Raw genomic sequence first — 13,920 nt, forward strand, 5'->3', positions numbered from 1 at the left:
GATGCCGAAATGGCGGGAAAAGCCGGCCGCCGGCCGCGCTCACAGGCCTTTCAGCTCCGCCGCCATGGCCGCGGGGCAGCCGCTGGCCGCCAGCTTCATCCAGTCATCCTTGAGCCAGTCTTCCCTCGACGCTTCCGGCCCGCCCTGGAAGGCTGAAATTTCCGCCGTGCAGGCCTGCGCCAGCTGCGCCGTGGCAGCGCTGGTGCGCCGCACGCCGGTGCTGACCGTGTGGATGAAGAAAACCGGCGGCCCCGATTCCAGGGAGACATAGGCCAGGTGCGTGCCGCCGGGCGACCAGGTCGGCAGCATGACCGGCTGGGGTGACGCGAGGGCGGGCTGCGAATTGGCGCCGTCGCTGTCGGACACCATGAGCGTGTAGCGCCCCTTCGCCTGCGTGGCCTTGGCGCTGCGCGACGAGAAGGTGCCTGGAATCCCGGTGATCTTCAGTTGCAGGAAGTCGGAAATGCGATGGGCGACCAGGCGCAGGTCGCGGGCCTCGACGGTGAAGGACTGTCCGCCCATGTCGGACGGGTTGGCCAGGTTCCAGGCGCGGAATTTCACGTTCACACGCCCGTCGGGCAGGGTGGCCGCCGAGCCGCCGACCACGTAGCTGGCGCCCGTCGATTGCCACAGCGCCGCATCGGGGCGCTGGTTTTCGCTCATGCTGGCCGTCCCGGCATCCGCCAGCGCGAAGCGCCCGCTACGCTCCAGGTTGCTGCCGGCGATGCGCGTGACCAGCGCGCCGCTGGCCGCGTCGCCCTCGAAGCGCGCGAAGCCGATCACGGGCTGGCGGCTGGCCGGCGGCACGGGCACCGCCGCAGCGGCCCCCGTGGGCGCTGCCGGCGCACCCTGGCGGAAATAGAAGTCGCCCAGCGACTGGTCGTACAGCGCCGGCACCTGGTCGTGCTTCACGCTGCGCGCCGTGCGGGCCACCTCGTCGCGCACGCTGCGCAGCATGCGGTCGACCGGCAGGCCCGGCTTGCCGAGCTCCTTGAGGAAGACGCGCGTGAACAGGCCGTTCGGGTCCTTGTCGTTGGCGTCGAGCTGGTCCAGCGCCTGCTGCCCGCTGCCCGCCGAATAGATGATCATCTGCCCGGTGGCGGCCGTTGTGGGCACGAGGCCTCTGCCGCCCAGGGCGCGCCCCTTGGCGCGAAACGGGTTGTCGCGGCAGGCATCGACGATGACCATCGAGAAGCGCGCCTTCCTTTCCTCCAGGTCTTCCAGCACGCGCTGCAGCGGCACCGCCTCGTCGCGCACCTGGTCCTCGCTTACGGCGCGGATATCCACCGGCAGCAGGTAGTTGGTCGCGTCGATCTGCACGCCGTGGCCGGCGTAGAAGAAGACCACGTCATCGCCCTCCGCCACGCGGGCCTTGAACGTGCGCAGGCCGGCGCGCCAGCTGCGCTCGTCGAGGTCCTGCAGCAGGGTGACCTTGAAGCCGTTCTGCTCGAGCGCGCGGGCCATGGCGCTGGCGTCCGTGCGGGCATTGCGCAAGGCGGGCACGTTGCGGTAGGTATCGTTGCCGATGACCAGCGCGAGGCGGGCCGCCATGGCGGGCGGGGCGCACCACAGCAAAGCGGCGGCGAGCAGGGTGCATGCGCGGGGCAGGAGGGACGTCATCGGGAAATTGTGCACCAGCCGGTGCGGCGCTCTTCGGCGACGGCCTCATCTGATCGGGCGGCCGCCTGTCGGGCCAGGTTGCGGTCCGGGGGTGCTATCAAATAAATAGCATGAAACGACCGCACATCAAGGACATCGGGCCGGTTTGATGCCGAAATGGCGGGAAAAGCCGGCCGCAGGCCGCGCGGCCCCGCCGTCAGCGCGCGGCGCGGTAGGGTTCGTCGATCACCACGAACGCGTGTTCCGTCAGCGCGTCGGCGATCCAGGCCTTGACGCCGGGCAGCGCGTGCACGCGCTCGACGTAGGCCGCGATCTCGGCCGGCACCGGCAGCGCATAGGTCTTCAGCCGCGTGCAGACCGGGGCGAAGTAGGCGTCGGCGATGCTGAAGCGGCTGCCGAACAGCAGCGGCCCGCCGTGCTCGGCCAGCAGCGCGCTCCACATCTCGACCAGGCGCTGCACGTCGGCGCGCACCGCGGGCTGGTCGCGCCAGATCACGGCGCCGACCTCGGGCAAGGAGGCTTCGATGTTCATGCCGCAGTGGCTGCGCAGCGCCGAGAAGCCCGAGTGCATCTCGGCGCACACGCTACGCGCGCGGGCCCGCGCGGCGGTGGCCTGCGGCCACAGGTGCTGGTCGGGGAAGCGCTCGGCCAGGTATTCGGCGATGGCCAGCGTGTCCCAGATGGCGAGCTCGCCGTCCAGCAGCACCGGCACCTTGCCGACCGGGTTGATGCTGCCGGCGGCCTGCTTGAAGGCCGAGCCGGGCTCCATCGTGTCGAAGCGGAGCATGACTTCCTCGAACGGGATGCCGGCCTGCTTGAGCAGCACCCAGGGCCGCATGGACCAGGAGGAGTAGTTCTTGTTGCCGATGTAGAGCTTGAGCATGGTGGTGTCGCCGGGCTGGGTGGGAACAGGCCTTCCATGCTACTGCGTCGGGCCGCGGCCATTGATGCGAAAAACCCGCGGCATTGATGCGCGGCGGGGAGGGCGCGCATCAATGCCGGGGGCGTGGCGTCAGGGGTGGAGCTTCTCGCCGCGGGCCAGCATCTGCACGAACTGCTCGATGCGGCGCGCGCGCGTTTCGGCCTTCTTGGCGGTCTGGGTGCGAAACAGCACGGCGTAGCGGTTGCGCGAGTCGAGCGTGGCGAAGAAGGCCTTGGCGCGCGGCGATGCGTCGAGCGCGGCGGCCAGGTCGGGTGGCACGGTGGCGCTGCCCTGCGCCTCGTAGGCCGCGTCCCAGCGGCCGTCCTGGCGCGCGCGCTCGACTTCGCGCAGGCCGGCGGGCTGCATCTGCCCGGCCTCGATCAGGGCCAGCGCCTTGCCGCGGTTGCGCTGAGACCACAGGCTGCGGGCGCCGCGCGGGGTGAATTTCTGCAGCCAGCCCTGCTCGTCGCCGCGCTGCTTCTGGCCGTCGATCCAGCCATGGCACAGCGCGATGTCGAGCGCCTGCGGGTAGGTGAGCGAGGGCGGGCCGGCGTCCTGGCGGGCGATGCGCAGCCAGACGCCGGCGCTGGTGGCGTGATGGCGGGCCAGCCACTGGTGCCAGCCGGCGGCGTGCTCGAAGTACAGGACGGGAAGTTCGGGGCGTGGGGTGGCCATGGGGCGGGTGAGACGGGGTTTCGGCGATTTTTAAAGCGATTTCGGGCCGATGTCCAGGCCGGGCGGACAAAGCTTGCTATTCATTCGATAGCGAATTGATGGCGAATCGGGGAAGCGAAGGGCGCCGCCGCCCGCCTCCGGGCCGGGCTCAGTCCTGCAATTCCGCCTTGGCCATCTCCACATCGAGCCGCTCCGTGGCATCCATCGGCTTGCTGGTGGCGGCCTGTTCGTAGAGCTTGGTGGCTTCCTTCATCTTCCGGTCGCCTTCGAGCATCACCAGGCCGTTGGCGTACTCGATCATCGCGATGGCCGAGCCGGGGTTGAGCGCGAGGGCTTCCTGGAACAGCTTGAGGCCGGTGTCCTTCTTGGCGCCGTAGGTCATGCTGCCGATCAGCGGGCCCACCTTGTCGATCACCTCGGCGTGGAACGCGCCCAGCGCAATGCGCGCATCGGCGTGCTTGGGGCTGAGCTGAATGGCTTTTTCCAGCGCCTCCTTGACCCGCCCGCCCAGGCCCTGGGCCAGCGCCTTGGCCACGCTGATGCCCTGGCTGTAGCGGCCCAGCGCATAGGCCTGCCAGTACCAGGCGTTGGCGTTCTTCGGGTCTTCGGCCGCCTGGGCCGCGGCGCGCTCGGCCACTTCGGTGAAGAGGTCGAGCTTGGCCTTCTCCTTCTTCTCCAGGTAGTTGGCATAGATGCAGGCGGCCTTGTTGGCCACCGTGAGGCCCGCGCCGCCGGCTTTCAGGCCGGCCTGGGCGGCTTTCTGGAACTCGCCGTTGTGGAACAGGGCCCAGGCCTCGAGCACCTTGGCTTCCTTGGGGCAGGGTTCGGCATCGCCGGCGTGCAGGCGCTCCCAGTGCTTCCTGGCGCTGGCGGCGTCGAAGGCGTAGTCGCCGGCATGGGGGAAAACGATCCATTGGGCCATGATGGTTGTCTCCTTCGGTCGTTGGAACGTGGACACGCTCTCAGGGGTTGTCGGCGTTGCTGTAGGCCCCGACCAGGCCCAGCAGGTGCATGCGCTGGCCCGGCTCCAGGTAGGGCACCAGCAGGTTCAGCACATGGTGGGCGCCGCGCAGCAGGGCCAGCTGGGCGCTTTCGGGCTCCAGCGCGCGGCGCGGGTCGCGCACGTACTCGTAGCTCAACCAGTAGGTCAGCACCACCACCATGCTGGTGGCGGTGGCCTCGACCTCGCGCGAATCGATGCTCAGGGCGCCGGAGCGGTTCATGCCGTCGAGCAGCGCGCGCACCGCGCGGGTCTTGTTCTTGAGCACCCACTGGAAATGGGTTTCCAGGCGCCGGTTCTTGGACAGCAGGTCGTTCAGGTCGCGGTAGAGGAAGCGGTACTGCCAGATCAGCTCGAACAGGGTGTGCATGAAGAACCAGGCGTCCTCCACGTCGCGCACGCCGTCGCTGGCGTTGAGCAACTCGCTGAGCGAGCGCTCGTAGCGGTCGAACAGCGAGTTGATCAACTCGTCCTTGGCCGGGTAGTGGTAGTAGAGGTTGCCGGGGCTGATGCTCAGTTCGGCCGAGATCAGCGTGGTCGAGACGTTGGGTTCACCGAAACGGTTGAACAGGTCGAGCGTGACCTCCAGGATGCGTTCTGCGGTTCGGCGCGGCGCCTTCTTCGCCATGGATGTCTGCCCCTTGTTGCTTTTTGGTCTGATGGCGACTCTACCCCAGTCGCTGGGGGCGCGGAAGTAGGGAAGGCGAGTACGGTTTGGGGTCTTCAGGCCGAAGCTGGCCGCGCGGCGGCACGGGTGACGTGGCCCAGGTCTTCCATGACTTCCTGCAGTGAGGCGATGGCCTGGCCCAGGCGCGTGGGCGCGGCGGGCGGGGCGACGAGGTGCCGCTTCGGATCGTCCAGCACCTCGTGGCGCAGCGTCACGCCGTGCCGCCCGAGCTGCGCCGACAGGCCGGTCTTGCGCGAGCGCAGCAGGCGGCGGGTCTGCTGGTAGGCATGCTCGGCGAGCTGGCGGCGCCGGCCGTAGCTGAAGGTGTTGGCCAGGTACAGCTCGGGGTCGCGGTGGTCGGGCTCGATCAGCACGATGTCGGTGTCGGGGTAGGCGCGCTCGTAGTGTTTCATGCCAAGCTCCATGCGCGAATGGATCATGGAGCGGAAGGTCTGGCTCAGCACGGCGGGCAGGCCGCCGTCCACGATGCGCGGGATGGCGCGCCGCTCCGCGGGCAGGCCGCGCTGCATGACGGGTGCGGCCTGCGGCTGCGTCGAGTCGAACGGCACCAGCGGGTTCAGGCACAGCATCAGGTCGATGCCCTCGTCCAGCGCCACCGAGGCATGCAGGGTCTTCTTGAGCGCGCCGTCCACGTAGTAGTGCTCATCGATCTCCACCGGCGGGAACAGCCCGGGCAGCGCCGAGCTGGCCTGCACGGCGCGCGAGATCGGCACGTGGTCCCAGCCGGCGCGGCCGAACGGCGCGGCCTCGCCGCTGTCCAGGTTGGTGGCGACCAGGGTCAGCCGGGTCTTCAGCTGGCGGAAATCATTGGTGCGGCCCTCGCGCGAGAACAGCGTGGCCAGGCGGCGGTCGATCTCGCTGTTGGAGAAGATGCCCGTGGGCAGCGCCGGGCCCAGGCGCTCCAGCGCGCCGGTGAACGACTTGCGCCCGAGCACGAAGCGCCACAGCGCCGAGGACACCAGGCCCGGGAACATGATGCCGCGCCGCGCCAGCTCGCTGTAGGCCGGCACCATCAGCCAGGCCGGGTCGAACACTTCCGAGACCTGGTGGTCGTTCTCGATGAACGACGCGCACAGCTCGCGCGGCGACATGCCGTTGGCCAGGCCCGCCGCGATGAAGCCGCCGGCGGACACGCCCACATAGTGGTGCAACCCGGTGAAGTCCAGGCCCGACAGCGACTCCTCGAGCGCACACAGCGCACCGATCTCGTAGATCGCGCCCAGCGGTCCGCCACCGGCCAGCGCCAGCGCAATGCGGGGCTGGCTCGGTGCCCGCTTCCGCGCCCTGGGCGCCGCAGTGGAGCGAGGGGCGCCGGAAGGCTGGGCGGTGGGTGGCGTGCGGGGGGTGGAACGGGTCATGGGCGCGTGCGGAAAGAAGCATCGATCCCGCCTACTGCTGCAGCGCAGCAAATGCGACGGGCGTAAAAAAGGGCGCCTGGGCGCCCTTCAGGCGGCGGCATGCCGGCTTACGCGGACTTGCGTGCGGCCGCGGTGCGCGAAGACGCCCGCTTGGCGGCTGGTTTGGCTGCAGGCTTGGCCGCGCCCGCAGGGGCGGCGGCCTTGGGCGCGGCAGGGGCCTTGACCGACAGCTTCTGCACGCTCTTGTTGAGCTCGTCGATGCGGGCGATCAGGGCATCGATGTCCTTGGCCGACGGCACGCCCAGCTTGTTGAGGGCCTTGGAGACGCGGTCTTCGAAGATGTTCTCCAGCTTGTCCCACTGGCCGGAGGCCTTGGAGCTGATGTCGGTGGCCATGTTGGCCATGCGGTTGGTGGCCTCGGAGATTTTTTCCTCGGCCACGGCCTGGGTCTTGCGCTGGATGGAGAGGCCTTCCTTGACCAGGGTCTCGAACACCTTGCCGCCTTCTTCCTGGGCCTTGGCGAAGGCGCCGAGGCCGGCCAGCCAGATCTGCTGGGCGGATTCCTTGACGGTGCCGGAGAGTTGCGCGCCGGCTTTCTTCTCTGCGCTCAGTTTCTGCAGTTTCTTGACCATGAGGGGCTCCAAACGATGGGTTGAGGGGCGCACCGCCCGGCTCGTGCGGGGGCGGCGCATGAGGTGCACTTTAAGCGCTGATCCCGGAGGCGTTTAGGTGAGGCTTCCTAAATCACTAGGGGTCGAACCCTAGGGTTGGCACGGGTTTCTGCTGAATGGAGGCCCCTGCCGTTTAAGCAAGAATGCGGCATCTATCCGGAGGTATTCATGCAGTATTTCGTCACCGGGGCAACCGGCTTCATCGGCAAACGCCTGGTCAAAAAGCTGTTGGAGCGCAAGGGCTCCGTGGTGCACTTTCTGATCCGCAAGGAGAGCGAATCGAAAGTGGCGGCGCTGCGTGAATTCTGGGGCGCCAGTGCCTCCCGGGTGGTGCCGGTGTTCGGCGATCTCACTGCGAAGAAGCTGGGCGTGGCCGGCGAGGACGTCAAGAAGCTCAAGGGCCAGATCGACCATTTCTACCACCTTGCGGCGGTGTACGACCTCGGCGCCGACGAGGAGAGCCAGATCGCCGTCAACATCGAGGGCACGCGCAACACCGTGGAGCTCGCCAAGTCCATCGACGCCGGGCATTTCCACCATGTCTCGTCGATTGCCGCCGCCGGGCTGTACGAAGGCGTGTTCCGCGAGGACATGTTCGAGGAGGCCGAGAACTACGACCACCCGTATTTCATGACCAAGCACGAGAGCGAGAAGATCGTGCGCAAGGAATGCAAGGTGCCCTGGAGCGTCTATCGCCCGGCCATGGTGGTGGGCGACAGCCAGACCGGCGAGATGGACAAGATCGACGGCCCCTACTACTTCTTCAAGCTGATCCAGCGCATGCGCCAGTTGCTGCCGCCATGGATGCCCGTGATCGGCCTGGAAGGCGGCCGCGTGAACATCGTCCCGGTGGATTTCGTCGTGAACTGCCTGGACTTCATCAGCCACAAGGCGGGCATCAACAAGAAGTGCTTCCATGTGGTGGACAGCGAAGGTTACCGCGTGGGCGGCGTGCTGGACATCTTCAGCAAGGCGGCCCATGCGCCCAAGATGAACCTCTTCGTGAATGCCGCGCTGCTGGGCTTCATTCCGCGCAGTGTCACCAAGACGCTGCTGTCCATCAAGCCGGTGCGCCGCGTCAAGGCGGCCGTCATGCACGACCTGCGCATTCCCGAAGACATGCTCACCTTCGTGAATTACCCAACGCGCTTTGACCGGCGCGAGCTGGACGCGCAGCTCAAGGGCTCGGGCATCGAATGCCCGCACTTGAAGGACTACGCCTGGCGGCTGTGGGACTACTGGGAGCGCCACCTGGACCCGGACCTCGCCATCGACCGCACGCTGCGCGGCACGGTGCAGGGCAAGGTGGTGCTGATCACCGGCGGCTCCTCCGGCATCGGCCTGGCCTCGGCCCATAAGTTCGCCGAGGCCGGCGCCGTGACCATCATCTGCGGCCGCGACCAGGACAAGCTCGACGAAGCGCAGAAAGAAGCCAAGGCGAAGGGCTACAGCTTCGTCTGCTACCCGGCCGACATCGCCGACATGAACGACTGCGACCGCTTCGTGAAACTGCTGATCGAGAACCATGGCGGCGTGGATTTCCTCATCAACAACGCCGGCCGCTCCATCCGCCGCGCCATCGAGAACAGCTATGACCGCTTCCACGACTACGAGCGGACCATGCAGCTGAACTACTTCGGCTGCCTGCGCATCACCATGGGCCTGCTGCCGACGATGACGGCGAAGAAGAAGGGCCATGTCGTCAACATCAGCTCCATCGGCGTGCTGACCAACGCGCCGCGCTTCTCGGCCTACGTGGCGTCCAAGGCCGCGCTGGACGCCTGGACGCGCTGCGCGTCGAGCGAGTACGCCGACCAGGGCGTGAGCTTCACCACCATCAACATGCCACTGGTCCGCACCCCCATGATTGCGCCGACCAACATCTACAAGAACGTGCCCACGCTGAGCCCGGAAGAGGCGGCCGACATGGTGGCCGGCGCCTGCATCTACAAGAACGTGCGCATCGCCACCCGCCTGGGCATCGCCGGCCAGGTGCTGCATGCGCTGTTCCCGCGCATCATGCAGATCGTCATGAACACCAGCTTCCGCATGTTCCCGGATTCGTCGGCCGCCAAGGGCGACAAGTCCGGCAAGCCGCAGCTGTCGGCCGAGGCGGTGGCGATGCAGCAGATGATGCGGGGGATTCATTTCTGAGGGAGGGAAGCCGCTCGCACCCTCGAGACGATGAGATAATTGGGAAGTTGCCCGGCGCGCGCGCGGCGCCAGGCGTTCTCGAGGGAAACACATGATTCTGGTCACCGGCGGCGCGGGTTTCATCGGCGCCAATTTCGTCCTGGACTGGCTCAGCTTGCATAGCGAGCCAGTCGTCAATTTCGATCTCCTGACCTACGCTGGCAATCTCGAAAACCTGGCTTCGGTCGAAGGCAATCCGGCGCATATCTTTGTTCAAGGTGACATTGGCGATACCGCGGCTGTCGCGCGTGTGCTGGCCACCTACAAGCCTCGGGCCGTGGTGAATTTCGCGGCGGAATCACATGTGGATCGCTCGATTCACGGGCCGGAAGATTTCATCCAGACCAACATCGTCGGCGCCTTCCGTCTGTTGGAGACCGTGCGTAGCTATTGGGGCGGCCTGCCTCCGGAAGACAAGGCCAAGTTTCGCTTCGCCCATGTCTCCACCGATGAGGTCTACGGTTCTCTCGCGCCAACGGATGCAGCATTCACGGAAACCAGCCGCTACGAGCCCAACAGCCCGTATTCCGCGAGCAAGGCCGCAAGCGACCATCTGGTTCGAGCCTACCATCACACTTATGGTTTGCCGGTCCTCACGACCAACTGCTCCAACAACTATGGGCCTTTTCATTTTCCAGAGAAGCTGATCCCGCTGATGATCGTCAATGCGCTGGCCGGCAAGCCCCTGCCTGTTTATGGAGATGGGCAGCAGGTGCGCGACTGGCTCTATGTACGGGACCATTGCAGCGCGATCCGCCGCGTACTTGAAGCAGGCCGTCCCGGCGAGGTCTACAACATTGGCGGCTGGAACGAGAAGCCCAATCTGGACATCGTCCATACAGTATGCGGATTGCTGGACGAGATGCGGCCGCGTGCCGAAGGCAAGAGTTACAGCGGGCAAATCACGTTCGTCAAGGACCGCCCTGGCCATGACCGCCGTTACGCCATCGACGCGAGCAAGATGGAAAAGGAATTGGGTTGGAAGCCCACCGAGACTTTCGAGTCTGGAATCCGGAAGACGGTGGAGTGGTACTTGGCTAACCCGGGATGGGTGGCCAACATCCAAAGCGGCGGCTATCGCGACTGGGTGCAGAAGCAGTACGCTGCGGCATGAGACAGCTCTTCTGGCCGCGCGCAACGCGGCTTTTCTCGTCAACGCCGAAGCTCCCGATGTACGGGCAGTGGCGGCGGTGCACGATGAAACCATCGAGCCAGTGCATTCTGCAGCGTTTCCGCTGGCCGCCGCAAGGCCGCCGAATTCCCGCAGGGGCACATGAAAATTCAAGCCGGAATTTGGCGTTGCCTGCCGGTCCGGGAAGCGGGCTTACGGCAACTAGTGGGCGAGATAACAGCGGGACAAAGCAATGACTGAACGAAAAGGCATCATCCTTGCAGGCGGTGCAGGTACCCGGCTCCAGCCGGCGACGCTGGTCGTGAGCAAGCAACTGCTGCCGGTGTACGACAAGCCGATGATCTACTACCCGCTCAGCACACTGATGCTGGCGGGCATCACGGACATTCTCATCATTAGCACACCGCAGGACACGCCTCGCTTCCAGCAACTGCTGGGAGACGGCTCGCAATGGGGCCTCAATCTTCAGTACGCGGTGCAGCCAAGCCCCGACGGCCTGGCGCAGGCTTTCATCATCGGTGAGGAATTCATCGGGAAGTCCACCTGCGCGCTGGTGCTCGGCGACAACATCTTTTACGGCAACAGTTTTGCCGGCCTGCTCGGCGAGGCAGATGCCCGCCAGCATGGAGCGACGGTGTTCGCCTATCACGTGCACGACCCGGAGCGGTACGGGGTCGTCGCATTCGACGCCTCGGGCAAGGCGACGAGCATCGAGGAAAAGCCTGCCCAGCCCAAGAGCCATCACGCAGTTACCGGGCTTTATTTCTACGATAACGACGTGATTGGCATCGCCAAATCGATCAAACCCAGCGCGCGGGGCGAACTCGAGATCACGAGCGTCAATCAGCACTATCTGCAAGCCGGTAACCTGAATGTACAAATCATGGCGCGCGGCTATGCCTGGCTGGATACTGGCACGCACGACAGCCTTCTGGAAGCTGGGCAGTTCATAGCAACGCTGGAACGCCGGCAGGGACTGAAAATTGCGTGCCTAGAGGAGATTGCGCTGCGTAACGGCCTTATTGACAAGGCCCAGGTGGAGAAGCTTGCCGCTCCGATGAAGAAGAACGAGTACGGGCAATATCTGCTGCGCCTCATCAATGAGATTTGAACTGCTTCATGAAAGTTACCACCGTAGACATTCCGGGCTCACTTTTGCTGGAGCCTTGCGTATTCGGTGACGCTCGCGGGTTCTTCACGGAAAGCTTCAACCGCAGGGTCTTTTCTGAAGCAACGGGGGCCAACCCGGTGTTTGTGCAGGACAACCACCCGCGCTCACAGCAGAACGAGCCGTGCGGCATGGATTACCAGGTGGCGCAGACGCAAGGCAAGGCGATCCGCGAGGTGCGCGGCCGCCCGTTGCGCGTTCTTGAATTCGGTCGGTTCTGGAACGATCAACACGGCGGTGTCGAGCGCCACGTGTCCGAACTGTGTACGGGGCTGGCGGCTCAGGGCTTCGACATCGTCAACCTCGTGGCATCGGAAAACCTGAAGAGAGGGGATAAGGTGGAGCACGGTTTTCGTGTCGTGCAAGCGCCGTCGTTCGGAAAGTTGTTCAGTACGGCAATGTCGCCTGCTTTGTTGCTGAAGGCGGCGAAATTGCACCGGGAGACGCCGTTCGACCTTTTCCATCTGCATTTTCCCGATCCGCTCACGCATGCGGCGTCCTTGATGCTTCCTGCGAGCGTCCCGCGAGTCATCACCTGGCATAGCGACATCGTGAAGCAAAAGCGCCTCTTCAAACTTTACGGACCATTCCTGCGGCGCGAGGTCTTGCGCTCGCAGGCGGTGGTGGCGGCGACGCAGGCGCATTTCGATTCGTCGACGCAGATCCCGGCCGCGCTTCCGGCCTCGAAGCGCCATGTCATCCCGTACGGAATGGACTACGCGAAGCTGGCGCTAGACGAAAGGACATCGCGCCTGCGCGACGAGCTTCGTGCGATGGCCGGGATGGCGGACGTCGGCGGCGCGCCGCGCAAGATTGTCTTCGCTCTAGGACGCCACGTGTACTACAAGGGCTTCGACGTTCTCCTAAAGGCCATGAAGCACTGCGATGCCTTCCTGATCCTCGGTGGAGACGGCCCTATGCGGCCGGAATTGCATGCGCTCGCCGAGTCGCTCGACTTGCGCAATCGCGTGTACTTCAGCGGACGCATCGCCGAGGAGGACCTCGCGGCCTACTTCAACGCATGCGATGTGTTCTGCCTTTCGTCAGTGACGCAAATTGAAGCTTTCGGTCTTGTCCAGCTCGAAGCCATGGCCTGCGGCAAACCGGTGGTGTGTACGCGCTTGGGCACTGGCGTGAACGTGGTCAACGTGGAAGGTGTCACGGGCCTTGCCGTTGAGCCGGGAGACGCCGCGGCACTGGGTGAGTGTCTTGAGGGATTGCTGTGCAATGACGGCTTGCGCGAACGGCTGGGTGCACAGGCGCGCAGTTGGGCCCGCGACGAATATTCGCTCGACGCCATGGTGCGTCGTCACATTGCCCTCTACGAAGACATCGGCGACTCCGCAAGGCCCCACCGATGAAACAGAACAAGATCGAGTTCGCCAATTCCCTGCGGGGAATCGCGGCGCTCATGGTGATGTTGGCCCATTTATACGGCGTGTTCTGGATTGACCGTGCAACTGTTGCCATGCTCACGTTTTCGCCTGCGCTGCCTACATCAGCGGCTACACCCTGGTATATAAGCCTCTTATGGAAAGTGCCTGACTTCAGCTGGGGGCTGCTGGGCGTAGGCATCTTTTTCCTCGTCAGCGGGTTTGTCATCCCTTTCTCACTCACTAGTCTCAGTGCGGGTAAATTTCTTCTTGGCCGGGCATTTCGGCTTATGCCGACCTATGCGGCAGGTTTCTCGTTAACTTTGTTGGGCGCCTACCTGAGCACCTGCTACTTTTCTTCGACCTGGGACTATCAGCCACATGAAGTGCTGGTTCACTATGTTCCTGGATTGAGGGATATTGTTGGAACCCGAGGCTTCGACGCCGCGATCTGGACGCTGGAGATTGAAGTCAAGTTTTACTTGGTATGTGCACTTGCTATCGCTTGGTTCAGACGCCAGTCCAAACTCGTTTTTTTCCTACCGATTGTGCTGGGTGTCCTGGCTTTCGCGTGCAGCTTCTGGCTCAGGAGCTTCAACACTGGCGAGGGCACCCTCCACCGACTGATGCTGGTCGCCATATTCAATTGCCAGTACATAATTTTCATGTTCGTGGGCGTGACCGTGAACTACCTTTACCAGGGTGCATTACGGGATGGACCCGCGTATGTGTTGATCGCCTGCCTGCTATTTCTTTTTGCAGTGGTCTGGGCCGCTGGCCCTTACGCTTGGTCGTTTGCCCAACTTTGGAACTATGCTCTAGCGGTCCCTATATTCCTGCTCGCATTCGTCTTCCCTCAGTATTTGCGATCCAGTCGATTGCTGGATTTCCTTGCTGCGATCAGCTACCCGCTCTATGTGTCTCATGCGGTGTTCGGCTTTTTCGTGCTTCGCTGGCTGATTGATCACGGAGTACGGCCGTCGCTATCCCTTTTGTTTGTATCAGTACTGAGTATCTTTATGGCATGGGTGATTCACCGTACCGTCGAAGAACCCACTCACTCATTTGGCCGGAGGGTGGCGAAAAATTGACGAGCGTGGGCGCCTGTGTGCGATTGCAG

12 protein-coding genes are annotated in these 13,920 nt (G+C 64.6%); 5 read left to right on the forward strand and 7 right to left on the reverse strand.

Annotation, left to right across the window (positions count from 1 at the left end):
• Positions 1–39: 39 nt before the first annotated feature.
• From MMF98_RS01375 to MMF98_RS01405, 7 genes are all read right to left on the reverse strand, one after another.
• On the reverse strand, positions 40–1,620 hold the full coding sequence (locus MMF98_RS01375) for a caspase family protein (RefSeq protein ID WP_243303480.1): 1,581 nt from the start codon (positions 1,618–1,620) through the stop codon (positions 40–42).
• A gap of 196 nt (positions 1,621–1,816) precedes the next feature.
• Entirely contained in the window at positions 1,817–2,503 is a 687-nt protein-coding gene (locus MMF98_RS01380) for a glutathione S-transferase family protein (RefSeq protein WP_243303483.1), read from the reverse strand.
• Between the two features lie 129 nt (positions 2,504–2,632).
• Positions 2,633–3,217, reverse strand: coding sequence for a YdeI/OmpD-associated family protein (locus MMF98_RS01385; RefSeq protein ID WP_243303488.1), 585 nt, complete (start codon positions 3,215–3,217; stop codon positions 2,633–2,635).
• Positions 3,218–3,365: 148 nt separating this feature from the next.
• A complete protein-coding gene (locus MMF98_RS01390) occupies positions 3,366–4,139 on the reverse strand; it encodes a tetratricopeptide repeat protein (RefSeq protein ID WP_243303490.1) in 774 nt (257 codons plus the stop codon).
• Between the two features lie 40 nt (positions 4,140–4,179).
• Positions 4,180–4,845, reverse strand: coding sequence for a TetR/AcrR family transcriptional regulator (locus MMF98_RS01395; RefSeq protein ID WP_243303494.1), 666 nt, complete (start codon positions 4,843–4,845; stop codon positions 4,180–4,182).
• A 95-nt stretch (positions 4,846–4,940) separates the two neighbouring features.
• A complete protein-coding gene (locus tag MMF98_RS01400) occupies positions 4,941–6,263 on the reverse strand; it encodes a patatin-like phospholipase family protein (RefSeq protein ID WP_243303496.1) in 1,323 nt (440 codons plus the stop codon).
• A 107-nt stretch (positions 6,264–6,370) separates the two neighbouring features.
• Entirely contained in the window at positions 6,371–6,895 is a 525-nt protein-coding gene (locus tag MMF98_RS01405) for a phasin family protein (RefSeq protein ID WP_243303504.1), read from the reverse strand.
• A 207-nt stretch (positions 6,896–7,102) separates the two neighbouring features.
• Between MMF98_RS01405 and MMF98_RS01410 the strand changes: the two genes are divergently transcribed.
• From MMF98_RS01410 to MMF98_RS01430, 5 genes are all read left to right on the forward strand, one after another.
• On the forward strand, positions 7,103–9,088 hold the full coding sequence (locus MMF98_RS01410) for an SDR family oxidoreductase (RefSeq protein ID WP_243303506.1): 1,986 nt from the start codon (positions 7,103–7,105) through the stop codon (positions 9,086–9,088).
• A gap of 91 nt (positions 9,089–9,179) precedes the next feature.
• A complete protein-coding gene (gene rfbB, locus MMF98_RS01415; RefSeq protein ID WP_243303508.1) occupies positions 9,180–10,241 on the forward strand; it encodes a dTDP-glucose 4,6-dehydratase in 1,062 nt (353 codons plus the stop codon).
• Positions 10,242–10,491: 250 nt separating this feature from the next.
• A complete protein-coding gene (gene rfbA, locus MMF98_RS01420) occupies positions 10,492–11,370 on the forward strand; it encodes a glucose-1-phosphate thymidylyltransferase RfbA (protein ID WP_243303510.1) in 879 nt (292 codons plus the stop codon).
• 8 nt (positions 11,371–11,378) lie between these two features.
• Positions 11,379–12,788: a glycosyltransferase gene (locus MMF98_RS01425; protein WP_243303513.1), complete on the forward strand. Its 1,410-nt coding sequence runs from the start codon at positions 11,379–11,381 to the stop codon at positions 12,786–12,788.
• The gene (locus MMF98_RS01430; protein ID WP_243303515.1) at positions 12,785–13,891 is read left to right on the forward strand and encodes an acyltransferase family protein; all 1,107 of its coding nucleotides are present in this window, start codon (positions 12,785–12,787) and stop codon (positions 13,889–13,891) included. Before MMF98_RS01425 ends, MMF98_RS01430 begins: the two co-directional genes overlap by 4 nt.
• Positions 13,892–13,920: the final 29 nt, after the last annotated feature.

The organism is Variovorax terrae, assembly GCF_022809125.1.
Classification (GTDB): domain Bacteria; phylum Pseudomonadota; class Gammaproteobacteria; order Burkholderiales; family Burkholderiaceae_C; genus Variovorax_A; species Variovorax_A terrae.